The organism is Phycicoccus sp. Soil802 (assembly GCF_001429605.1).
Taxonomy (GTDB): Bacteria; Actinomycetota; Actinomycetes; order Actinomycetales; family Dermatophilaceae; genus Pedococcus.
In genome coordinates this window covers 266720-289847 of record NZ_LMSS01000005.1, presented here as the reverse complement: position 1 = coordinate 289847, position 23128 = coordinate 266720, and the positions used below count along the sequence as shown (strand labels likewise).

The 23128-nt window shown below is 71.0% G+C and carries 21 protein-coding genes and 1 pseudogene; 13 read left to right on the top strand and 9 right to left on the bottom strand.

Translation table 11 applies throughout. The annotated features are described in order from the left end of the window. The first annotated feature begins 12 nt into the window (after nt 1-12). From ASG91_RS12465 to ASG91_RS12440, 6 genes are read left to right on the top strand one after another with little or no spacing between them, the layout of a single operon-like run. Nucleotides 13-969, top strand: a complete 957-nt coding sequence (locus ASG91_RS12465; RefSeq protein ID WP_235543414.1) for a carbohydrate ABC transporter permease — start codon at nt 13-15, stop codon at nt 967-969. Further along, nucleotides 966-1898, top strand: coding sequence for a carbohydrate ABC transporter permease (locus tag ASG91_RS12460; protein WP_082592350.1), 933 nt, complete (start codon nt 966-968; stop codon nt 1896-1898). The genes ASG91_RS12465 and ASG91_RS12460 overlap by 4 nt, the downstream gene beginning before the upstream one ends. Then, nucleotides 1895-4045 (top strand): alpha-galactosidase, encoded by a 2151-nt coding sequence (locus tag ASG91_RS12455; protein WP_056922950.1) that lies wholly within the window; start codon nt 1895-1897, stop codon nt 4043-4045. Before ASG91_RS12460 ends, ASG91_RS12455 begins: the two co-directional genes overlap by 4 nt. A gap of 13 nt (nt 4046-4058) precedes the next feature. After that, nucleotides 4059-5081 (top strand): tryptophan--tRNA ligase, encoded by a 1023-nt coding sequence (trpS, locus tag ASG91_RS12450; RefSeq protein ID WP_056923239.1) that lies wholly within the window; start codon nt 4059-4061, stop codon nt 5079-5081. A 56-nt stretch (nt 5082-5137) separates the two neighbouring features. Beyond that, a complete protein-coding gene (locus ASG91_RS12445) occupies nt 5138-5653 on the top strand; it encodes a 2'-5' RNA ligase family protein (RefSeq protein ID WP_056922949.1) in 516 nt (171 codons plus the stop codon). 2 nt (nt 5654-5655) lie between these two features. Further along, nucleotides 5656-6738 carry a YihY/virulence factor BrkB family protein gene (locus ASG91_RS12440; RefSeq protein WP_056922948.1) on the top strand — a complete coding sequence of 361 codons (1083 nt, stop codon included), beginning with the start codon at nt 5656-5658 and terminating at the stop codon, nt 6736-6738. Between the two features lie 21 nt (nt 6739-6759). Here ASG91_RS12440 and ASG91_RS12435 read toward each other — a convergent pair whose 3' ends face one another. Genes ASG91_RS12435 through sdhC form a run of 5 tightly spaced genes read right to left on the bottom strand, consistent with a single transcriptional unit; the run spans nt 6760 to nt 11474 of the window. Beyond that, on the bottom strand, nt 6760-8007 hold the full coding sequence (locus tag ASG91_RS12435) for a D-alanyl-D-alanine carboxypeptidase family protein (protein WP_056922947.1): 1248 nt from the start codon (nt 8005-8007) through the stop codon (nt 6760-6762). 13 nt (nt 8008-8020) lie between these two features. Beyond that, nucleotides 8021-8797, bottom strand: coding sequence for a succinate dehydrogenase iron-sulfur subunit (locus ASG91_RS12430; RefSeq protein ID WP_157606331.1), 777 nt, complete (start codon nt 8795-8797; stop codon nt 8021-8023). Further along, complete coding sequence (gene sdhA, locus ASG91_RS12425) at nt 8797-10572, bottom strand: succinate dehydrogenase flavoprotein subunit (protein WP_056922945.1); 1776 nt, start codon at nt 10570-10572, stop codon at nt 8797-8799. The genes ASG91_RS12430 and sdhA overlap by 1 nt, the downstream gene beginning before the upstream one ends. A 37-nt stretch (nt 10573-10609) precedes the next feature. After that, nucleotides 10610-11080: a succinate dehydrogenase hydrophobic membrane anchor subunit gene (locus ASG91_RS12420; RefSeq protein ID WP_056922944.1), complete on the bottom strand. Its 471-nt coding sequence runs from the start codon at nt 11078-11080 to the stop codon at nt 10610-10612. Between the two features lie 16 nt (nt 11081-11096). Beyond that, nucleotides 11097-11474, bottom strand: a complete 378-nt coding sequence (gene sdhC / locus ASG91_RS12415; protein ID WP_082594142.1) for a succinate dehydrogenase, cytochrome b556 subunit — start codon at nt 11472-11474, stop codon at nt 11097-11099. A 242-nt stretch (nt 11475-11716) separates the two neighbouring features. Here sdhC and ASG91_RS12410 point away from each other — a divergent pair, with 242 nt between their 5' ends. Further along, a complete protein-coding gene (locus ASG91_RS12410) occupies nt 11717-12097 on the top strand; it encodes a MerR family transcriptional regulator (protein ID WP_056922943.1) in 381 nt (126 codons plus the stop codon). Between the two features lie 61 nt (nt 12098-12158). Here ASG91_RS12410 and ASG91_RS12405 read toward each other — a convergent pair whose 3' ends face one another. Both ASG91_RS12405 and ASG91_RS12400 read right to left on the bottom strand, forming a co-directional pair. After that, nucleotides 12159-13148: an aldo/keto reductase gene (locus ASG91_RS12405; protein ID WP_056922942.1), complete on the bottom strand. Its 990-nt coding sequence runs from the start codon at nt 13146-13148 to the stop codon at nt 12159-12161. Nucleotides 13149-13250: 102 nt separating this feature from the next. Beyond that, a complete protein-coding gene (locus ASG91_RS12400) occupies nt 13251-14393 on the bottom strand; it encodes a glycosyltransferase family 1 protein (protein WP_056922941.1) in 1143 nt (380 codons plus the stop codon). A 100-nt stretch (nt 14394-14493) separates the two neighbouring features. On the opposite strand from ASG91_RS12400, the gene ASG91_RS12395 reads away from it, so the two are divergent. Then, nucleotides 14494-15603, top strand: coding sequence for a mannose-1-phosphate guanylyltransferase (locus tag ASG91_RS12395; protein WP_056922940.1), 1110 nt, complete (start codon nt 14494-14496; stop codon nt 15601-15603). 9 nt (nt 15604-15612) lie between these two features. On the opposite strand, the gene ASG91_RS12390 is transcribed toward ASG91_RS12395, so the two are convergent. Then, the gene (locus ASG91_RS12390; RefSeq protein ID WP_056922939.1) at nt 15613-17202 is read right to left on the bottom strand and encodes an ABC transporter permease; all 1590 of its coding nucleotides are present in this window, start codon (nt 17200-17202) and stop codon (nt 15613-15615) included. After that, the gene (locus ASG91_RS12385; RefSeq protein WP_056922938.1) at nt 17199-18125 is read right to left on the bottom strand and encodes an ABC transporter ATP-binding protein; all 927 of its coding nucleotides are present in this window, start codon (nt 18123-18125) and stop codon (nt 17199-17201) included. Before ASG91_RS12385 ends, ASG91_RS12390 begins: the two co-directional genes overlap by 4 nt. 53 nt (nt 18126-18178) lie before the next feature. On the opposite strand from ASG91_RS12385, the gene ASG91_RS12380 reads away from it, so the two are divergent. The 5 genes and pseudogenes from ASG91_RS12380 to ASG91_RS12365 all read left to right on the top strand — a co-directional run bounded on the left by ASG91_RS12380 (nt 18179) and on the right by ASG91_RS12365 (nt 23001). Continuing rightward, entirely contained in the window at nt 18179-18658 is a 480-nt protein-coding gene (locus ASG91_RS12380; protein ID WP_056922937.1) for a GbsR/MarR family transcriptional regulator, read from the top strand. A 200-nt stretch (nt 18659-18858) separates the two neighbouring features. After that, nucleotides 18859-20079, top strand: a pseudogene (locus ASG91_RS12375) (methylmalonyl-CoA mutase); the annotation flags it as partial. 67 nt (nt 20080-20146) lie between these two features. Next, a complete protein-coding gene (locus ASG91_RS21235; RefSeq protein ID WP_371262053.1) occupies nt 20147-20554 on the top strand; it encodes a methylmalonyl-CoA mutase family protein in 408 nt (135 codons plus the stop codon). A gap of 44 nt (nt 20555-20598) precedes the next feature. Next, nucleotides 20599-21810, top strand: a complete 1212-nt coding sequence (locus ASG91_RS12370) for an amidohydrolase (protein ID WP_056922936.1) — start codon at nt 20599-20601, stop codon at nt 21808-21810. A 147-nt stretch (nt 21811-21957) separates the two neighbouring features. Beyond that, nucleotides 21958-23001, top strand: a complete 1044-nt coding sequence (locus tag ASG91_RS12365; RefSeq protein ID WP_157581749.1) for a BMP family protein — start codon at nt 21958-21960, stop codon at nt 22999-23001. The last annotated feature ends 127 nt before the right edge of the window (nt 23002-23128 follow it).

Here is a 23128-nt window from a genome sequence, read left to right as displayed (position 1 = left end):
CGAGGAGTCACCGTGTCGACAAGCACCACGCCAGATCGCACCACGCCGAAGCCCGCCGGGCCCAAGCCCGCCAAGCTGAAGCGCTCGAAGTACAAGGGCATCGACCACCTGTCCCCCGTGGACCGGGTCGTCGTCTCGGTGATGATCGGCGTCCCGACGCTGCTCGTGCTGTGGCTCGTCGTCGTCCCGGCGGTCGGGTCGGTCCTGCTCTCCTTCACCAACTGGGACGGGATCGGCCCGATCTCCTCGGCCAAGGTCGTGGGGCTCCAGAACTACAAGGACGTCCTGACGATCTACCCGCCGTTCGTGCCGGCTCTCCAGCACAACCTGATCTGGCTGGCGGTGATGTTCTTCATCGCCACCCCGATCGGCATGTTCCTCGCCATCCTGCTCGACCGGGAGGTGCGCGGCTCGCGGGTCTACCAGACCGCGATCTACCTCCCGGTCGTGCTGTCGCTGGCCCTCGTCGGGTTCATCTGGCAGCTCATCTACAGCCGCGACCAGGGCTTCATCAACCAGGTCACCGGTGGCTCGATCGACTGGTACGGCGACACCCGATACAACCTCTGGGCGGCCCTGCTGGCGTCGAGCTGGCGACACGTCGGCTACATCATGCTGCTCTACCTGGCCGGCCTGAAGGGCGTCGACCCGACGCTGCGCGAGGCGGCCAAGGTCGACGGGGCCAACGAGCGGACGACGTTCTTCAAGGTCGTCTTCCCGGTGATGTTCCCGATCAACATCATCGTGCTCGTCGTCACCGTCATCGAGTCGCTGCGGGCCTTCGACCTGGTCTGGGTCATCAACAAGGGGCGCAACGGCCTCGAGCTGATCTCGACCCTGGTGACGAGCAACATCGTGGGAGAGGCCAGCCGGATCGGCTTCGGGTCGGCACTGGCCACCTTCATGCTCGTCATCTCCTCGATCTTCATCGTCATCTACCTACGGATCGTCATGAGGGAGCAGCGATGACCGCCAGCAGCGAGGCGCCCCAGGTGGCTGCGCCGAGGAGCCGGAACCCGTTGAGCCCCAAGCGTCCCCAGGGCGCCGGGTCCAAGAAGGGCAACCGCGGCATCCAGGTCTTCCTGGCCGTCGTGGCGCTCGTGTGGATCTTCCCGGTCGCCTACGCCGTCCTCAACAGCTTCCGCGACTACGCCTACACGTCGCAGCACGGCTACCTGTCGTTCGGCGGGTTCACCCTGGCCAACTACAAGAACGCGTGGGAGCAGGCGAACTTCTCCCACACGATGCTCAACTCGGCCTACATCACGGTCCCCGCCGTGGTGCTGACGCTCTTCCTGTCGGCCTGCGTGGCGTTCGTCGTCGCGCGGTTCTCCTTCAAGTTCAACCTGGCCCTGCTCGGGTTGTTCACGGCGGCGAACCTCCTGCCGCCCCAGGCGCTGCTGATCCCGGTCTACCGGATGTTCCGCGCCATCGAGGTGCCGTTCTGGTTCAGCGACTCGGGCACGCTGCTCAACTCCTACTGGGGCCTGATCCTCGTCAACGTGGCGTTCCAGACCGGCTTCTGCACGTTCGTGCTGTCCAACTACATGAAGACGCTGCCCCGCGAGCTCTACGAGTCGGCCGTCGTCGACGGCGCGGGCGTGCTCCGCCAGTTCTTCCAGCTCACCCTCCCGCTGTGCCGCCCCCCGCTCGCCGCTCTGGCCACCCTCGAGGTGACCTGGATCTACAACGAGTTCTTCTGGGCGACCGTGCTGCTCCAGTCGGGCGACAAGTACCCCGTCACCAGCTCGATCAACAACCTGCGGGGCCAGTTCTTCACCGACAACAACCTGGTGGCCGCCGGCTCCGTGGTCATAGCCTTGCCCACCCTGATCGTCTTCTTCCTCCTGCAGAAGCAGTTCGTCGCAGGCCTGACCCTGGGAGCAACCAAGGGATGACGTCGCCGACCGCAACCCTCCGGTCCGCTGGTACCTGCCTCGTCCTCGACACCTCGGGGGCAGGGCTCCCGAGGGTGGTGCACTGGGGCGCCGACCTCACCGACGCCGTGGTCGCCGAGCTCCCCGCCCTCGTGGTCGGCCCCGTGGCCAACAACGCCCTGGACGAGCCCTGGCCGCTGACCGTCCTGCCCACCAGCGGTGACGGCTGGCTGGGCACCCCCGGGTATGCCGCGCACCGAGCCGGTGGCGCGACCGCCCCGCGGTGGGTGGTCACCTCGGAGCTGGACGGTGAGCGTGCCCTGGTCACCACCGCGGCCGACGGCGCGTCCGAGGTCGTGCTGCGGCACTCCCTCGACGAGCACGGCGTGCTCCGGGTCTCGAGCTCGGTGACCAACACCGGCAGCGACGCCGCGACGCCCCTCGACGTCGGCGCGCTGCGGGCGCTGCTCCCGCTCCCTGCGCGGGCCACCGAGGTGCTCGACCTGACCGGCCGCTGGTGCCGCGAGCGGTCGCCGCAGCGCTCGGTTCTCCAGGACGGCACCCACCTGCGCGCCTCGCGGCGTGGTCGCACCGGCCACGACGCGACCCTGCTGCTGACCGTCGGCACGGCCGGCTTCGGCTTCCGCACGGGTGAGGTCTGGTCGGTCCACGTCGCGTGGAGTGGCAACCACGAGCACCTCACCGAGCGACTCCCCGAGGGCGCCGGCATCCACGCGGCGGTGCTCGGCGGTGGTGAGCTGCTCGAGCCCGGCGAGGTCCGGCTCGCGCCGGGGGAGACCTACACGGCGCCCGACGTCGTGTTCGTGCACGCCACCGACGGCCTCGACGGCCTGTCCCGCCGGCTGCACCGCAGCCAGCGCAGCACTGCGCCGCACAGCAACGACCCGCGGCCCCTCGTCCTCAACACCTGGGAGGCGGTCTACTTCGACCACGACCTCGACCGGCTGAAGCAGCTCGCCGACACCGCCGCCGCGATCGGGGTCGAGCGGTTCGTCCTGGACGACGGCTGGTTCGGCAGCCGCCGCGACGACACCAGCGGGTTGGGTGACTGGGTGGTGTCCACCGACGCGTGGCCGCAGGGGCTCGGGCCGCTCGTCGAGCACGTCAAGGGCCACGGCATGGAGTTCGGGCTGTGGTTCGAGCCCGAGATGGTCAACCTCGACTCCGACCTGGTGCGGGCCCACCCCGACTGGGTCCTCGGACCGCAGGCGGGACCTCCGCGTCCGTCCCGGCAGCAGCACGTCCTCGACCTCGCCAACCCCGACGCGGCCGCCCACGTCGAGCAGCAGATCAGCGCGCTGGTCACCGAGCTCGGCATCGACTTCATCAAGTGGGACCACAACCGCGACCTGCACGAGGCGGTGCGCACCGGCCCCGACGGCGTCGACCGACCGGCCGTGCACGCCCAGACGACCGGCTTCTACGCCCTCCTCGACCGGCTCCGGGCGGCTCACCCCGCCCTGGAGATCGAGTCCTGCTCCAGCGGGGGAGCGCGGGTCGACCTCGGCGTCCTGGCGCGCACCGACCGGATCTGGACCAGCGACTGCAACGACGCGCTCGAGCGAGCGCAGATCCAGCGCTGGACCTCGCTGCTGGTGCCGGCCGAGGTGATGGGCACCCACATCGGCCCGGCGACCGCACACACCACCCACCGCACCCTCGACCTGTCCTTCCGGATGCTCGTGGCGCTCCAGGGTCACGCAGGGCTGGAGTGGGACATCACCGGGTGCACCCCCGACGAGCTGACCGCCCTGGCCGCCTGGTCGGGGCTCTACCGCGAGCTCCGCCCCCTGGTGCACACGGGCGACCTCGTGCGCGCCGACCTCCCCGAGGAGCGGGGGCTGCTCGTGACCGGCACCGTCGCGCCGGGCGGCGAGCAGGCGGCATACACGGTGCTGCGGACCCACACGGGTCCGTCGGTGACGCCCGGACTCCTCACCCTCCCCGGGCTCGACCCGGAGCGCACCTACACGGTCCGGGTCCGCCCCGAGGCGGGCCTGCCCGCGGGGATCCAGGTGCGCGGCCCGGGCTGGTGGGACGACGCACTGGACTCGGGCATCCGGGTCAGCGGAGCCGCGCTCGGACAGGTCGGCCTGGCGCTGCCGGTGCTCTCACCCGCCCGAGGTTTCCTCCTGCACCTGACCTGACAGAATGGCGGCCATGCCTGAAGCGTCCGCTCCCGCTGCGCTGCCCCGGACCCTGTCCGGGATGCAGCCGACCAGCGACTCCCTGCACCTCGGCAACTACCTCGGGGCGCTGGTCAACTGGGTGAAGCTGCAGGACGAGTTCGACGCCTTCTACTTCGTGGCCGACCTGCACGCCCTGACGGTCCCGACCGACCCGGCGGTGCTGCGCCACCGCACCCGCGCGACGGCAGCCCAGTTCATCGCCGGCGGCGTCGACCCCAAGCGGTCTGCGGTGTTCTGCCAGAGCCACGTCACCGAGCACGCCGAGCTGGGCTGGGTGATGAACTGCCTGACCGGTGACGGTGAAGCGCGGCGGATGACCCAGTTCAAGGACAAGGTCGCCAAGGGCCAGAACGCCAACGTCGGGCTGCTCACCTACCCGATGCTGATGGCCGCCGACATCCTCATGTACGACGCGGCCTACGTGCCGGTGGGCGAGGACCAGCGCCAGCACCTGGAGATCACCCGCGACCTGGCCGAGCGGTTCAACACCCGCTTCGGCGAGACCCTCGTCGTGCCGGACGCGTACATCGTCAAGGGCTCGGCCAAGATCATGGACCTCCAGGACCCGACTTCGAAGATGAGCAAGACCGGGTCCTCGCCCAAGGGCCTGATCGACCTGATGCAGGACCCGGCCAAGATCGCCAAGAACATCCGCTCGGCCGTCACCGACACAGACGGCGAGGTGCGCTACGACCCCGAGCACCAGCCGGGCATCTCCAACCTGCTCGTCATCCACTCGGTGCTGTCCGGCACCCCGGTCGAGGAGGTCGCGGCGTCCTTCGCGGGTCGTGGGTACGGCGACTTCAAGAAGGAGGTGGCCGACGTCGTGGTCGAGTGCCTCACCCCGTTCCAGGAGCGGCTGGCCGAGCTGCTCGACGACCCGGCCGAGCTCGACCGGATCCTAGCCGACGGCGCCGACCGCGCGCGCGAGGTCGCCCGGGCCACGATGGCCCGCGTGCGCGACGCCGCGGGACTGCTGCCCAGTGCCCGCTGAGCCGACAGTGCGCCCACAGAGCTTGGTCCAGAACGGCGTTGGGTAGGGTCGCCGTCGTGCCCACCATCGGTGTGTCCATCGCCATCCCGTCCCCCCACGCGGAGATGCTCCAGTCCAAGCGTGCCTCCTTCGGCGACCCCCTGGCCGACTCGATCCCCACCCACGTCACCCTGCTGCCGCCGACCGAGGTGGAGGGCGACGACCTGTCAGACGTGGTCGAGCACCTGGCCGACGTCGCCGCCCAAGGCCGCTCGTTCCCGATGGTGCTGCGGGGCACCGGCACGTTCCGGCCCATCTCGCCGGTGGTGTTCGTCCAGGTCTCCGGTGGGCTGGCCGACTGCGAGCTGCTGGAGAAGTCGGTGCGGCGCGGGCCGCTCAAGCGCAAGCTCGACTTCTACTACCACCCGCACGTGACGGTGGCCCACCACGTCTCCGACGACAACCTCGACCGCGCCTTCCACGAGCTGGCCGACTTCGAGTGCACCTTCGAGGTGACGGACTTCCACCTCTACGAGCACGGGACCGACGGCGTCTGGCGCCCGGTCCGGTCGTTCGAGCTGGACGGGGCCTGAGGGTGCAGACCCTCAGGGGCTGGTGGGCGCGCATCCAGGCGACCCCCGCCTGGCGGGCGTGGAAGCGGTACAGCGACCACCGGGGCAACCTCATCGCGGGTGGCGTCGGCTACTTCGCCTTCTTCTCGGTCTTCCCCGCGGTGCTGCTGGCCTTCACGGTGTTCGGGATCCTGCTGCGCAGCCAGCCGCAGCTGCTCGCTGACACCAAGGACGCCATCAACAACCTGCTGCCGGGCTTCGTCAAGACGCCCAGCCAGCCCAACGGCGTCATCGACGTCAGCGCGCCGACGGGCGCCGCGCTGTCGGTGCAGGGTGTCATCTCGGTCGTCGGCCTCGTGCTCGCCGGCACCGGCTGGCTGGGGGCGATGCGTGAGGGCATCCGAGCCATCTTCGGCGTGGAGGGCTCGCCGGGCAACGCCGTGCTGGCCAAGCTCCGTGACCTCGGGGTGCTCCTGCTGCTGGGTGTGGCGATCCTGCTCTCGGCGGCAGTCGGCGCCGTCGCCGGATCCACCGCCACCTGGGTGGCCGACCTGGTCGGTCTCGGCGGCCAGGAGTGGGTGCTCGGCGTCGTCGCCTTCGTCGTCGGTGTCGTCCTCGACGGCGCGATCGTGGCCGTCATGCTGCGCATCCTGTCGGGGCTCCCGCTGCCCTGGCGGGCCGTCCGCAACGGCGCGATCTTCGGTGGGGTGGGGCTGACCGTGCTCAAGACCTTCGGCGCCCTCCTCCTCTCGAGCACCACGAACAACAAGCTCTACCTCGGGTTCGCCCTGGTCGTCGGCCTGCTCGTGTGGCTCAACTTCATGTCGCGGGTCATCCTCATCTCCGCGGCCTGGGCGGCCAACGACCTCGACACGGGCGCCGCCGCCTCCGGCCTGACCGCGGGGCAGGTCGACAAGCTCGTCGAGGGCCCGGACAGCGAGGCCCTCGTCACGATCCGCCAGCGCACCGACGCGGGCCTGCCCACCTTCGGCCAGCGCGCCGCCGACCGCACCAGCGTCGCAGCGGGAGCGGTGCTCGGCGCGGTGGGCGCGGTCGCCCTCGGCACCATCGGCCGCGGCATACGGAGCCTGCTGCGCCGTAGGTGAGGCTCAGCGCTGCCGGCCGGCTCAGCGGTGCCGGCCGGCGCGCGCTCGCACGACCTGGCGCCGGGCCCGGACCGCGAGAGCGAGGGCCAGCAGCACGACGACCGCACCGACCAGGCCGGCTTGGCCCAGCCGGCTGCTCGGCCAGAACCCGGCTCCGGCCTCCGGGACGGCGGCAGCCCTGGCGGCGGCACCGGTCGCCGGGGCCGTGGGGGAAGCGGGGGCGAGGCTGTCGGAGTTGCTCGGCAGCGGGCTGGGCGGCGTCGTGACGGTGCCGGGCTGCACGAGCTCACCGACGGACCCCGCACGGTCGCCGTAGGCGAAGGCCCAGTCGTACATCGCCGCCTGCGGGCGCCACGACGAGTCCAGCCCGTACATCTCGCTCAGCAGGTAGGTCTTCCCACCACGGGTCACGGCCGAGATGAAGGTGCGGTTGGCCTTCTCGGTGTAGCCGTTCTTGATCCCGATGGTGCCCTCGTAGTTGTAGAGGAGCTTGTTGTGGTTCTGGATCTTGAAGCTCGCGCGCTTCTTGGTCCTGGGGTCGACCCGACCCGGGAAGTCGACCTGCTTGGTTGCGACGTAGGTGCGGAAGTCCTTCAGCCCCAACGCAGCCCGGCCGATCAGGGCAAGGTCGTACGCACTCGAGGTCTGCCCCGGTGCGTCCAGCCCCGACGGGTCCTTCGCGACCGTGTCGTGCGCCCCGAGGTATGCCGCGTGCTCGTTCATCGCGGCCAGCGTCGCCTCGCGTCCGCCGCCGGCCTCGGCCAGCGCGTAGGCGGCGTCGTTGCCCGACGACATCAGCAAGCCCTGGAACAGCTGGCGTCCCGTGTAGGGGAGCCCGGGGACGATGCCGACCCGGGTGCCGTCCGCGTTCGCGTCCTGCTGCGTTGCGACGATCCTGCGGGTGGCAGGGACCTCGGGGATCAGCGTGAGGGCGGTGAGCGTCTTCAGCGTGCTCGCCGGCAACAGGCGGGCGTGGGCCGCCTTCGCGGCGATGACCTCGCCCGAGTCGAGGTCGGCCAGCACCCACGACACGTCCTTGAGCGGCGGTGGAGCAGGCACCCCGGCGGGGAGGTCGGTGACGACCCCCATCGAGGCCAGCTGCGGCCCCCCGATCGACAACAGCGGCTCCACCGTCGCCCGCGGCACCGGCAGCGTCTTGGTCGTCGCCGTCGGTGTCGGCTTCGGTGTCGTCGCCGCGTGGGCAGCAGCGGGCGCCAGCGCGCTCGTCGCGACCAGGAGTGCGAGGAGTGCGCGCGACGACGCTGTCACGAGGGCCAAGAGGTCAGAAACGCGAGGTCAGGAGCGCGCGCTTCACTTCCTGGATCGCCTTCGTCACCTCGATGCCACGAGGGCACGCGTCGGTGCAGTTGAAGGTGGTGCGGCAGCGCCACACCCCCTCCTTGTCGTTGAGGATCTCCAGGCGCTGCGTGCCGCCGTCGTCGCGGCTGTCGAAGATGAACCGGTGGGCGTTGACGATCGCCGCGGGACCGAAGTACTGGCCGTCGTTCCAGAAGACCGGGCAGCTCGTCGTGCAGGCCGCGCAGAGGATGCACTTGGTCGTGTCGTCGAACCGGTCTCGGTCGGCCTGGCTCTGGATCCGCTCACGGGTCGGCTCGTTGCCCTCGGTGATGAGGAACGGCATGACCTCGCGGTAGGCGTCGAAGAACGGCTCCATGTCGACGATCAGGTCCTTCTCGACGGGAAGGCCCTTGATCGGCTCGACGGTGATCGGCTTGTCTGGGTTGACGTCCTTGATCAGCGTCTTGCAGGCGAGCCGGTTCTTGCCGTTGATCCGCATGGCGTCCGACCCGCAGACGCCGTGGGCGCAGGACCGGCGGAACGACAGGGAGCCGTCCTGGTCCCACTTGATCTGGTGCAGCGCGTCGAGCACGCGGTCGGTGGCGTGCGCGGTGACCTCGTAGGTCTCCCAGTGCTGCTCGCTGTCGGTCTCGGGGTCGAACCGCGAGATCTTGAGCGTGACGGTGAAGGACGGGACCACCCCGGCCTTGGGGGAGTCCTGGCCGCCGGTCTGGTCGGTCTTCTCGGCAGTCGCGGTCATCAGTACTTGCGCTCCATCGGCTGGTAGCGGGTGACGGTCACTGGCTTGTAGTCCAGGCGGACCTCGTCGGCGAACTTCGGGCCCTGCTCGACGTCGGTGACCGGCGCGCGGTAGGCCATCGTGTGGCGCATGAAGTTCACGTCGTCGCGGGCCTCGTAGTCCTCCCGGAAGTGTCCGCCGCGCGACTCCTTGCGAGCCAGCGCACCCAGCGTGATCACCTCGGCCAGCTCGATGAGGAAACCGAGCTCGACGGCCTCGAGCAGGTCGGTGTTGTAGCGCTTGCCCTTGTCCTGCACGACGACGGCGGCGTAGCGCTCCTTGAGCTCGTCGATGACGCCGAGGGCCTCCTTCATCGAGGCCTCGGTGCGGAACACCTGGACGTTGCGGTCCATGGTCTCCTGCAGGGCGCGGCGCAGGTCGGCGACGCGCTCGCCGCTGTCGCGGGTGCGGATGGTCTCGACCATGCCCTCGACGAGCGCGGCCGGGTTGGCGGGCAGGTCCACGAACGGTGCGTTCGCGGCATACTCCGCGGCGGCGATGCCGGCCCGGCGCCCGAAGACGTTGATGTCCAGCAGGCTGTTGGTGCCGAGGCGGTTGGACCCGTGCACGGAGACGCAGGCGACCTCGCCGGCGGCGAAGAGGCCGGGGACGATGTCGGTGTTGTTGCGCAGCACCTCGGTCTCGACGTTGGTCGGCACGCCACCCATCGCGTAGTGCGCGGTCGGGTAGACCGGCACCGGCTCGGTGTAGGGCTCGACGCCGAGGTAGGTGCGCGCGAACTCGGTGATGTCGGGCAGCTTGGCGTCGATGTGGGCCGGCTCGAGGTGGGTCAGGTCGAGCAGCACGTAGTCCTTGTTGGGACCGGCGCCGCGACCCTCGCGGACCTCGTTGGCCATCGACCGGGCGACGATGTCGCGGGGGGCGAGGTCCTTGATGGTGGGGGCGTAGCGCTCCATGAAGCGCTCGCCGTCGGCGTTGCGGAGGATGCCGCCCTCACCGCGGGCCGCCTCGGACAGCAGGATGCCGAGACCGGCCAGGCCGGTCGGGTGGAACTGGAAGAACTCCATGTCCTCCAACGGGATGCCGCGGCGGAAGGCCACGCCCATGCCGTCGCCGGTGAGGGTGTGGGCGTTCGAGGTGGTCTTGAAGACCTTGCCCGTGCCGCCCGTCGCGAAGACGACCGACTTGGCCTGGAACACGTGCAGCTCGCCGGTGGCCAGCTCGTAGGCGACGACGCCCGCGGTGTGCTCGACGCCGTCGGGGCCGGTGTTCATCAGCAGGTCGAGGACGTAGAACTCGTTGTAGAACTCCACGCCCTGCTTCACGCAGTTCTGGTAGAGCGTCTGCAGGATCATGTGACCCGTGCGGTCGGCCGCGAAGCAGGACCGGCGGACGGCGGCCTCACCGTGGTTGCGCGTGTGCCCGCCGAAGCGGCGCTGGTCGATCTTGCCCTCGGGCGTGCGGTTGAACGGCAGGCCCATCTTCTCGAGGTCGATGACCGCGTCGATCGCCTCGCGGCACATGATCTCGGCTGCGTCCTGGTCGACGAGGTAGTCGCCACCCTTGACGGTGTCGAAGGTGTGCCACTCCCAGTTGTCCTCCTCGACGTTGGCGAGGGCGGCGCACATGCCGCCCTGCGCCGCGCCGGTGTGGGAGCGGGTCGGGTAGAGCTTGGTCAGCACCGCCGTGCGGGTGCGGGTGCTCGACTCCAGCGCGGCGCGCATGCCTGCGCCGCCCGCGCCGACGATGACCACGTCGTACTTGTGCGTCTGCATCAGTGCTGGTTCCTTCGGGTTCCTGGGTCGTCCGTGGTCATCGTGCGCACACGGAGAGGGTGGAGGACGGGTCGAGGCACGGGTCGAAGGTGAAGATGACCAGGGTGCCGAGCACCATGACGAGCAGCGCGCTTGCCACCAGCAGACCCTTGAGGATCCACCGGGTGCGGTCCTTCTCGGTGTAGTCGTTGATGATCGTGCGGACCCCGTTGAACCCGTGCAGCTCGGCCAGCCAGAGCATCAACATGTCCCAGGTCTGCCAGAAGGGGCTGCTCCACTTGCCGGCGACGAACGCGAAGTCGATGCCGTGGATGCCCTCGCCGAGCATGAGGTTGACGAACAGGTGGCCGAAGACGAGGACGAGCAGCAGCACGCCGCTGGCCCGCATGAACACCCACGACCAGAGCTCGAAGTTGCCGCGGCCCTTGGAGACCCGGCGGTAGCGGGACTTCTTCTTGGAGACGGCGTCGGGGCCGGCGTGGTAGTTGGTCTCGGTGGTGGCGCTCATGACTTCCCCCGGCCTCTCAGCGCGTGAACACGATGGTCAGGTGCCGGATCGCGAAGGGCGCGAAGAGCACGACGAAGCCGATGACGACCGCCCAGAAGAGCTGTCGCTGGTACTTCGGGCCCTTGGCCCAGAAGTCGACGGCGATGATGCGCAGGCCGTTGAGCGCGTGGAAGATCACCGCGGCGACGAGGCCGGCCTCACCGAGCCCGACGATGGGGTTCTTGTAGGCCTCCATCACCTCGTTGTAGGCGTCGGGGGAGACCCGCACCAGCGCAGTGTCGAGCACGTGCGCGAAGAGGAAGAGGAAGAGGAGTACGCCGCTGATGCGGTGGGCCACCCACGACCACATGCCTTCGCGGCCGCGGTAGAGGGTCCCGTTGGCTGCCTGCGCCACTGCGCGTCCCTTTCGAAGCAGATGTCACGGCAGTCGTCGTCCAGCGTCGAGGGCCGTAGTACGCCCGTCAGGTTATCGGCCCGGCAGCGTGCACCGTGAACGCCCCTGCTGTGAGAAAGCAGACAGGCCGGGTTACCAGTCGGTATGCCGCGTGGTGGCCGGTGGCCCGGTCCTTGCCGACGTGTGGGCCGCGCTGCTCCGGGGCTTGACTTCGAGCACACTCCAACCCCCACGCTGGGACCATGGAGCTGACCACGGAGCTGACCATCGCCGAGACGGCCGAGCGGACCGGGCTCACCGCCCACACGCTGCGTTACTACGAGCGGGACGGGCTGATGCTCGACGTGCCGCGATCCACCAGCGGGCACCGCCGCTACCGCGAGGGTGACCTGGGCTGGATCGAGCTGATCACCCGGCTGCGCACCACGGGCATGCCGATCCGGGACGTCCGTCGCTACGCCCAGCTGGTGCGCGCCGGGGAGGGCAACGAGGCCGAGCGCCTGGAGATCCTCTGTCGCCATCGCGACGCAGTCCGCGCGCGCCTCGAGGCGGAGGCCCGGCACCTGGCCGCCATCGAGCGCAAGATCGCGGTCTACCTCGGCGAGGCCGACACCTGCCACTGAAGACGTGACCGTCGCCCGGCGTGACCCGGCGCCGGCGCGACGCCGGTTCACGGCGGAGTGGTCACCAGACCCGCTCGCGCTCGCCGTCGAGCATGGCCTGCTGCTCCGCCGTGAGCTCGAGGTCGACTGCCTCGATGCTCTCGTCGAGCTGGGCCACCGCCGAGGCGCCGACCAGCGGGATGGCGGGCACGGGTGCACCGAGCATCCACGCGAGCACCACCTGGTTCCGGGTCGCCCCGGTCTGCCTGGCCACCTCGTCCAGCACCGCGAGCCTGGCGGGCGTGCCCGGGTGGTCGAACGACTCCGGAAGGGGCTTGTCGGCACGGGTGTAGGCCCCCTTGAGCAGCGGCGAGTAGGCCACCAGGCTCAGGCTCGGGTCGTCGGCGAGCCAGCTCAGCACCGCACCGTCCGCGACGCCGACGGTGCCCTCGGGCGACGCGAGCCCGGGCTGGTCGGTGCGCGGCCGCAGGTAGGAGTGCTGGAACTGCACGACGTCGTAGGACGGCCGACCGCCCGCAAGGCTCCGCGAGCGCTCCAGCTCCCACGCCCAGAAGTTGCTGGCGCCGAGCATGCCGACCGCGCCGTCCTCGACCAGGCCGGCGAGCCCGTCGACCTGGTCGGCCAGCGGCGTGCCGGGGTCGCGCAGGTGCGCGTAGTAGAGGTCGATCTGCTCGATCCCGAGCCGGTCCCGGCTGCGGTCCACCTGCTCCCGGACCACGGCGGGGGACAACCCCTCGATGCTGCGGAAGTCGCGGGCCGGTGCCAGCGGGCGGGCCCCGACCTTGGTGGCGACGACCATGCTGTCGCGCTTGCCGCTGCTGGCCAACCAGCGGCCGAGCAGCGCCTCGCTCTCGCCACCCTGGGTCCCGTTGGCCCAGAAGGCGTAGTTGTTGGAGGTGTCGACGAAGGTGCCCCCGGCCTCTGCGAACCGGTCCAGCAGGGCGTAGGCGGTCGGCTCGTCCGTGGCGGTGCCGAACCACATGGCGCCGAGGGCGAGCACGCTCACCTCGCGCTGGCGGGCGGGCTGGGTGCCGATCGTGCGGTACTTCATGGTGCGCTCCTGTTCGCTCTGGTGCGAACGACCGTTCCGCTTCGAGCGCGCTGCAAGTCAAGCCCGCACCGCGTCCAGTCCTGACGGCGTCTGACGGACTGCCTACCCGACGAGCGTCCGGGACCGCTGGGCATCGGCGTAGTGCCCGAGCAGCTGGTCGGTGAGGGTGGCCCACGACCGGCCGGTCACCTGCACCCGCCCGGCGGCACCCATCGCCTCGCGCTTGACCCGGTCGCCGGCGAGGTGGGCGACCGCGTCGCGCAGCGCCGTCGGGTCGTCGGGGTCGAAGAGCAGTCCGGTGCGGGAGTGGTCGACGAGGTCGAGCGGGCCACCGCGGCCGGGTGCCACGACCGGCAGCCCGGTCGCGGCGGCCTCCTGGAGGGTCTGGCCGAAGGTCTCCCGGGTGCCGGTGTGCACGAAGAGGTCGAACGCGGCATACGCCCGGGCGAGGTCGTCGCCCTCGCGCCGGCCGAGGAAGACGGTGTCGACACCGGCCGCGGTGAGCGCGGCGCCGTCCTGGACGCGGGTGGGTCCGTCGCCGACGAGCACCACGCGCACGCCGGCCAGTCCCGCGAGGCTGGTGAGTCGCTGCAGCTCCTTCTCGGGGGCGAGCCGCCCGACGTAGCCGACGAGGACCTCGCCGTGCGGGGCCAGCGAGCGGCGCAGGGCAGCGGTGCCCGCGTCGAGCCGCCACCCGGGGTGGAACTGCACGGCGTCGACCCCCCTGGCCCAGAGGGTGACGCGGGGGATGTCGTGGGCGCGCAGCTCGGCCAGCGTCGCGGACGACGGGGCCAGGGTGAGGTCGGCCAGCTCGTGCATGCGACGGATCCACCGCCAGGCCGCCCGGGCCGCCCCGCGGCCCACCGCGCCGGGACCGTGCTGGCGGATGTAGCTCGGCATGTCGGTCTGGTAGACCGCGACGGTGGGGAGGCCGAGGCGGTCGGCGGCCGACAAGGCGCTGGCGCCGAGGACGAAGGGTGAGGCCACGTGCACCACGTCGGGCGCGAAGCCGCGCAGCAGGGTCTCCACCTCGCCACCCAGCGGGAGGCCGACCGGGAACTGGCGCACCGGCACGGACGCGAGGCCGTGCACGGCATACCCGGCGTAGCTCGTGGGGGCGGGACGGGGGGCGATGACGACCACCTCGTGGCCGCCGTCGCGCAGGCACTCGACCACCCGGCAGACGCTGGTCGTCACGCCGTTGAGGTAGGGGAGGAAGGACTCCGTCACGATGGCGACTCGCACGACTCCAGCGTCCGCACCCCGGGTGAGGGGACGGCCACGGCCAGGGGTGTGTCGGGTGAGCGGCAGGTGACCGGCTGGTGCGTGGGCTAGCGTTCCGGCCATGTCATCGCCGGCGACCACGGAGGCTGCACCACGGACCGACCACTTCTGGGCGGTGGTCCCGGCCGGCGGGGCGGGCACCAGGCTCTGGCCGCTGTCGCGGGCCAGCTCGCCCAAGTTCCTGCGCGACCTCACCGGCACCGGGCGCTCGCTGCTGCAGTCGACCTGGGACCGGTTGACCCCGTTGACCGGGCCGCGTGTGCTGGTCGTCACCGGCGTCGCCCACCGTGCTGCCGTCGCCGACCAGCTGCCGGACCTGCCCGCCGACCAGCTGCTCGCCGAGCCGGCCCCACGCGACTCGATGGCCGCGATCGGCTGGGCCGCGGCGGTGCTCGAGGCCCGCGACCCGTCGGCCGTGCTCGGGTCGTTCGCGGCCGACCACGTGATCGGCGACGAGGACGCCTTCCGGGCCTGTGTCGCCGAGGCGGTGGCCGCCGCCGAGCTGGGGTACGTCGTGACGATCGGCATCGAGCCGACCCACCCGGCGACCGGGTTCGGCTACATCGAGCTGGGCGATGCACTGGGGTCGGGCTCCGCCCATGCCGTGACCCAGTTCGTGGAGAAGCCGGACCGGGCCCGGGCCGAGGAGTACCTCGCCACCGGCCGGTTCCGCTGGAACGCCGGGATGTTCGTCGTCAAGGCGACCGTGCTGCTCGACCTGCTGGCGCAGTGGCACCCCGAGCTCGCGACCGGCCTGCGGGCGCTCGCGGCCGACCCGTCGCGGCTGGCCGACGTGTGGCCCGGCCTCGAGAAGATCGCGATCGACCACGCGGTCGCCGAGCCGGCGGCCGCCGAGGGCCGGGTTGCCGTGGTGCCCGGTGGGTTCGGCTGGGACGACGTGGGCGACTTCAGCTCGCTGGGTGCCCTGCTCCCCGACGCCGACGGTATGCCGGGGGTGCGGGTCCTCGGTGACGCCTCCGCCGTGCGGGTGGTCGACGCGAGCGGGGTCGTCGTCCCCGGGGGTGACCGCGTGGTGGCGGTCGTCGGGCTCGACGACGTGGTCGTGGTCGACACCCCGGACGCGCTCCTGGTGATGTCGCGCGACCGCGCCCAGGACGTCAAGGCGGTCGTCGACGCCCTCCGGGCCGAGGGCCGCACCGACCTGCTCTGACCGGCCCGTTCAGGTGGCGAGGTCGCGGCGCCGGAACGCGGTGGCACCGACGGCGGCCACCAGCGCGGCCACGACCAGCAGCCCCACGAGCCCGGCTGCGTTCGGGTCACCGCCGGGCAGGCTCCCGAGGTGGTCGAACGGCGACAGCCCGAGGGCCCAGCCCGGCAGTGACAGCAGCGCGCCGAACTCGCCCAGCACCACGAACTCCGCCAGCACCGCCCACGCAGCAGTCGAGAGCCGCGGGACCAGGCCGAACAGCAGCAGCGTGAGGCCGACGCAGACCAGCACGGCAGGTGCCGTGGCGAGCGCCGCAGGCAGCAGCTCGGCGACGCCCGTCGTACTCACCGATCCTGCGGCGACACCTGCGGCGACGCCCACCACGGCGAGCAGCCACACGGACCCGGCGCCCGCGATCACGAGGTGGCTGGCGAGCCAGCGCCAGCGGCTGACCGGGGTGGCCAGGACGATCTCGCCGCGCCCGGCGTTCTCCTCCGACCGCAGCCGTAGCGCGGTCGCGATGCCGTAGGCCGCTGCCCCCACCGCGAGGAAGCGCAGCTCGGTGCCGAAGAAGGCGTCGAGGAGGGAGCCCTGTCCGCCACTCATCTTTCGGAGCATCTCCTCGACGTCGGGGCTGTCGGCGATCTGGTCCACCGACGAGGCGATGTTGCCGATGACCAGGCCGAGCACGGCATACCCGATGGTCCACCCGAGCAGCGAGCCGCGCTGCAGCCGCCAGGCGAGCCCGTAGGGCGTCCCCAGCCGGGCGGCACCCCGCGCCGGTCCCGGGCGGGCGGCCCACAGCCCCGAGCCCAGGTCGCGGCGGTGCAGCAGGGCGTCGGCGACGGCGAGCAGCAGGGCGGTGGCGACCACGGCCGGGACCACGAGCCACAGCCGGTTGGCGCCATAGGGGCTGACCTTCTCGGCCCAGCCCAGGAACGACAGCCACGCAAGGTCCTGGCCTGCGCCGGTGGCGGTGTCGGCGGTGGCCCGGATGACGAAGGCCAGCCCCAGCACTCCGATCGCGATGCCGCCGGCGCCCCGCGTGGTCGAGGTCAGCTGGACGGCGACCGCGGTGACACCGGTCATGACCAGGCCGGCCACGACCTCGACCGCGCCGAGCGCGAACGACCCCACCGCGTCGACGCCGGTGGCGAGCAGGCTCAGCGCGGACAGCAGGCCGGTGGCGAGGACGGTCAGGCTCGCGAGCGCGAAGGCTGCGGCAAGGGGCGCGCGTCGCCCGACCACCCCGGCGGCGAGGAGCTCGAGGCGGCCGTCCTCCTCCTCGCTGCGGGTGTGCCGGCGGACCAGCGCGAAGGCGAGGAACGCGGTGGCCAGGCTGCCCATCATCACGGTCTTGAGCACGCCGATCCCGGCCACCGTCGCTGACGGGAGCGGTCCGTAGAGTGCGGTCAGCGACGGGTTGTCGACCATCGCGGAGGCGCCACTCGCTGCCGCGGCGTCGCTGGGGTAGAGGTCGAGGGTGGCGGCCATCGAGCCGTAGGCCGTGGCCACGAGCGCGAGCACGCTGGCGACGACGATCCACCGGTCGCGCCGCCAGGCCAGTCGCAGGAGGGTGCCGGTGCCGGCGAGCGACGTCATGCCGGGACCTCCTCCCGCGGGGCCGGGTCGGTGAGGGTGTCGCGGTACTGCGAGAGGAACAGCTCCTCCAGGGTCGGCGGCTGGCAGGTCAGTGCCTCGATGCCGTGCGCACCGAGGCGCTGGAGCACGTCGCCGACCGCGCTGGTCTCGACGGACAGCACGATCCGGTCGCGGTCCTCCCGCGCGGAGTCGACCCCGGGCCAACCGCCCGCCTCCGACCCTGCGAGCGGCCGCGCGAGGGACGCGGAGATGCTCGTGCGGGTGAGGTGGCGCAGGTCGGCGAGCGTGCCGGAGTCGACGATCCGACCGGCGCGCACGATGCTCACCCGGTCGGCGGCGGTCTCCACCTCGGACAGGATGTGGCTCGAGAGCAGGACGGTGCGGCCTTCGGCGCGGACCCGGGCCAGGTGCTCCTGGAACACCTTCTCCATCAACGGGTCGAGGCCGGAGGTGGGCTCGTCGAGGACGAGCAGCGGCACGTCGGAGGCGAACGCCGCGACGAGGGCGACCTTCTGCCGGTTGCCCTTGGAGTAGGAGCGACCCTTCTTCGTGGGGTCGAGCTCGAAGGCCTCGAGCAGCTCCGCGCGACGGCCCTCGTCGATGCCTCCCCGCAGCCGGCCGAGCAGGTCGATGACCTCGCCGCCGGTGAGGTTGGGCCAGAGCACGACGTCGCCGGGCACGTAGGCGAGCTGGCGGTGCAGCTCGGTGGCGTCCGCCCAGGGGTCCCGGCCGAGCAGGGTCACCGTGCCGCCGTCGGTGCGCAGCAGCCCGAGGAGGACGCGGATGGTGGTGGACTTCCCGGCGCCGTTGGGCCCGAGGAAGCCGTGGACCTCGCCCTCGTGGACGGTCAGGTCGAGACCGTCGAGGGCGGTCGTGGTGCCGAACTTCTTGGTGAGGCCGACGGCCTCGATGACAGGAGCCATGACTCCGACCATACACTGTTTTCAGAAAACTCTGAATGATCTAAACTTCCCTCATGACGCCCACTCCTGCTGCCGACCCCTCGCGCTTCGTCGAGCGCTTCGGGTCGGCGCTCACCGCGGCCGGGATGCAGCGGCTGCCGGCGCGCGTGTTCGCCGCGTTGCTGGCCGACGACGACGGGCGGATGACGGCGGCCGAGATCGGGGAGGTGCTCGCGGTCAGCCCGGCGTCCGTGTCCGGTGCGGTGCGCTCGCTGCAGCAGATGCGGATGATCCACCGGGAGCGCGAGCAGGGGACCCGGCGCGACGTCTACGTCGTCGCCGACGACGCCTGGCACGACATGATGATGAACTCGGCCAACATCTACGCCCCCCTCACCCAGTCGCTCAGCGAAGGCGTCGACCAGGTCGGCGGTCGGGGCACGACGGCCGGCGACCGGCTGGCGCTGAGCGTGGCGTTCCTCGAGTTCGTGACCGAGGAGATGCACCAGCTCTCCGAGCGGTGGGACAAGCGCCGGGCCGAGCTCGGCTACTGAGCGCCACACCTTTATCGGGTCTGGCAAGAACCTTGACCTTCACTCGACTTCCGAAGTGGGGTGAGGGTCAACCTTCCTCCTTGACCCGATAAAGCTGGGAGGGGGCGGGGGCTGGGTGGCGGGGTGGGGTGACCGAGGCCACGGTGAGGTGGGCCACGAGCGGCGACCACACGGCATACCGGCTCACTATCGTGGGCGGCATGGCCGCCGATGTCCCCGAAGCACGCTCCGAGTCCGACCTCCCGATCAAGGCCGTGTATGCCGCGGGCGACCTCGAGGGCTTCGACGCGGACTCCCAGCTCGGTCACCCCGGGCAGTTCCCCTACACGCGGGGCGTCTACCCGAACATGTACACGGGACGCCCGTGGACGATGCGGCAGTACGCCGGGTTCGGCACCGCCAAGGAGTCGAACGAGCGCTACCACGAGCTCGTGGCCAACGGCACCGGCGGGCTCTCGGTGGCCTTCGACCTGCCGACCCAGATGGGCTACGACTCCGACGAGGCCATCGCCAGCGGCGAGGTCGGCAAGGTCGGGGTCGCGATCGACTCGATCGACGACATGCGGACGCTCTTCGGTGGCCTGCCGCTCGGTGACCTGTCGACGTCGATGACCATCAACGCCCCCGCCGCGACGCTGCTGCTGATGTACCAGCTGGTGGCCGAGGAGAACGGCGCGGACGCGTCCCGGCTGGCCGGGACGATCCAGAACGACGTGCTCAAGGAGTACATCGCCCGCGGCACCTACATCTACCCGCCGAAGGAGTCGCTGCGGCTGATCAGCGACATCTTCGCCTACTGCCACAAGGAACTGCCGCGCTGGAACACCATCTCCATCAGCGGCTACCACATGGCCGAGGCCGGGGCGACGCCCGCGCAGGAGATCGCCTTCACGCTCGCCAACGCCAAGGAGTACGTGCGCGCGGCCCAGGCTGCCGGGCTCGACGTCGACGACTTCGCGCCGCGCCTCTCCTTCTTCTTCGTGGCGCGGACGACGTTGCTGGAGGAGGTTGCGAAGTTCCGTGCCGCCCGGCGGATCTGGGCGCGGGTCATGCGTGACGAGTTCGGCGCGAAGAACCCCAAGAGCCAGATGCTGCGGTTCCACACCCAGACCGCCGGGGTCCAGCTGACCGCCCAGCAGCCCGAGGTCAACCTGGTCCGGGTGGCCCTCCAGGGCCTCGGCGCGGTGCTCGGCGGCACCCAGTCGCTGCACACCAACTCGTTCGACGAGGCGATCGCCCTGCCGACGCAGAAGGCCGCCCGCCTCGCCCTGCGCACCCAGCAGGTGATCGCCTACGAGACCGACGTGACCAAGACCGTCGACCCGTTCGCCGGCTCCTACGTCGTCGAGTCGATGACCGACGACGTCGAGGCCGCCGCGCTCGACCTCATCCAGGCCGTCGAGGACCGCGGGGGAGCGGTCGCCGCGATCGAGCAGGGCTTCCAGAAGTCCGAGATCGAGCGCTCGGCCTACCTCCGCGCTCGACCTCATCCAGGCCGTCGAGGACCGCGGGGGAGCGGTCGCCGCGATCGAGCAGGGCTTCCAGAAGTCCGAGATCGAGCGCTCGGCCTACCGCATCGCCCTCGAGATCGACAGCAAGGAGCGCACCGTCGTCGGCCTCAACCGGTTCGCCCTCGACGAGGAGGAGCCCTACGAGCCGCTGCGCGTCGACCCGCAGATCGAGCACGACCAGCGCGAGCGGCTCGCCGCGCTGCGGGCCGAGCGCGACAACGCCGCCGTCGAGGCGGCCCTCGAGGCGGTCCGCGAGGCGGCGAGGGGCACCGACAACCTGCTCTACCCGATGCGCGAGGCGCTGCGGCTGCGGGCCACCGGCGGCGAGGTCAGCCACGCGCTGCGCGACGTCTGGGGCCTCTACGTCCCGCGTGAGACCTTCTGACCTGGCCGGGGCGTCGAGTTCGCGCGAGTAGAGTGCGCGCTGACATGACCGACAACCTCCTGATGGCGCTGTGCGCCAGCATCGACGCGCTCGCCCCGGAGCTTCTCGACCTCCAGCACGACGTGCACGCCCACCCCGAGCTGTCCCGGGGTGAGGCCCGCACGACGGCAGCGGTCGCTCGCCGACTCGCCGCGGCCGGGATCACCCACCGCACCCTGCCCGTCAGCGGCCTGGTCGCCGACCTCGGAGCCGAGCAGCCGGCCTACCGGGTGGCACTGCGCGCCGACCTCGACGCCCTGCCGGTGGGGGAGCGCACGGGACTGCCCTGGGCCTCGACCACCGAAGGCATCTGCCACGCCTGCGGACACGATGTCCACGTGGCCGCCATGCTCGGCGCGGGACTCGCCCTCAAGCAGCACGAGGAAGCCCTGCGCGAGCGCGGCATCGGCGTGCGACTGCTCTTCCAGCCCGCCGAGGAGGTCATCCCCGGCGGCGCCGTCGACCTGCTGGCCGAGGGTGCGCTCGACGGGGTCGACGCCATCTTCGCCGTGCACTGCGACCCCAGCCTCGACGTCGGCTCCGTGGGCCTGCGTGACGGCGCCATCACCGCGGCCGCCGACCGGGTCAGCGTCCACCTGAGCGGTCGCGGGGGCCACACCTCGCGTCCCCACCTGACCGAGGACCTCACCTTCGCCCTGGCCAAGGTGGTGACCGAGCTCCCCGCCGTGCTCTCCCGACGACTCGACCCGCGCACCGCGTTCGCGCTGGTCTGGGGCGAGGTGCACGCCGGCCAGGCGGCCAACGTCATCCCGTCCAGCGGCGCCATCGCCGGCACCCTGCGGATGCTCGACGCGAAGGCCTGGACCACGATCGGACCCCTCCTCGCCGAGGCGGTCGAGCACGTCGTCGCCCCGTATGCCGTGACGGCAGTCCTCGAGCACGTCCAGGGAGTGCCGCCCGTGGTCAACGACCCCGAGGCGATCGAGGTCCTCCGGGCCGCTGCCGAGGGTGCCGGGCTGGTGGCCGTCGGCACGCCCCAGTCCCTCGGCGGCGAGGACTTCGCGTGGTACCTGCGCCAGGTGCCGGGCGCGATGGCGCGGCTCGGCACCCGCACCCCCGGTGGCCCCACCTACGACCTGCACCAGGGCGACCTCGTGGTCGACGACGGCTCGGTCGTCCAGGGGGCGAGGCTGCTCGCCGGGGCGGTCGTGGCTGGTGTGGTCAAGACCCGCGCGGGTGCTCCTGCAGCTGTATGAGGGACAGTCGCGGATCGGTAACGGTTTGTGCCCCAACACCGTCAAGGCTGACCAACCTGTCGATTCGTCGGGCTATCCTCACGGCCTAGTGGCGCACCAGAGCGCCTCGTGCATACCAAAGAACAGGAGACAGCCTTGCGTCACACGATGAAGGTTGCAGCGGTGATGTCGGTGGCAGCACTGACCCTCGCCGCATGTGGTGACTCGGGCAACGGCTCGGGGTCCAGCAGTTCCAGCTCGAGCACGACCAAGAAGAGCGACGTCAAGGTCGGCATGGCCTACGACGTCGGTGGTCGTGGTGACCAGTCCTTCAACGACTCCGCTGCGGCGGGTCTGGACAAGGCCAAGTCCGAGCTCGGCGTGGACACCAAGGAAGCCGCCGCGGTCAACGGCGAGAACGAAGCAGCCCGCGAGGAGCGCCTCCAGCAGCTCATCGACGCCGGCTACACCCACGTCGTCGCGGTCGGGTTCGCCTACGCCAAGTCGGTCGGCAAGGCCGCCAAGGACAACCCCGAGGTCCACTTCGCCATCGTCGACGACGCGTCGGACGACTCCAAGGGCGCGAACGTCGACCAGATCACCTTCGCCGAGAACGAGGGCTCCTTCCTCGTCGGTGCGGCGGCTGCCCTGAAGTCCAAGACGGGCCACATCGGCTTCGTCGGTGGCGTCAACGTCCCGCTCATCAAGAAGTTCGAGGCTGGCTACATCGCCGGTGCGAAGGCCGTCAACCCGGCCATCAAGATCGACTCGCAGTACCTCACCCAGCCGCCGGACTTCAGCGGCTTCGGTGACCCGGCCAAGGGCAAGACCGCGGCTGACGGCATGTACCAGAAGGGCGCCGACGTGGTCTACCACGCCGCCGGCGGCTCGGGTGGTGGCGTCTTCACGGCGGCCAAGGCGGCCGGCAAGCTCGCGATCGGTGTCGACTCGGACCAGGCCCTCACGGCCCCCGAGGCGGTGCGCTCGGTGATCATGACCTCGATGATCAAGAAGGTCGACGTCGCGGTGTACGACTTCATCAAGTCGGCGTCCGAGGGCAAGGAGCTCACGGGCAACAACATCTACGACCTGAAGGCCGGCGGTGTGGACTACTCCACGACCGGTGGTCAGATCGACGACATCAAGTCCAAGCTCGACGACTACAAGGCCAAGATCGTCTCCGGCGAGATCAAGGTGCCAGTCACCCCCTGATCAACCCCCCTTGTAGGGCAAGTGGGCAACACACGGCCCGGGCGGCGCGGTAGCGTCAGACCCGGGCCGTGTGCTTGTCTGATCGCCCACCGCACCCGGCGGCCACCGCTGTCGGATGCGCCCCAGT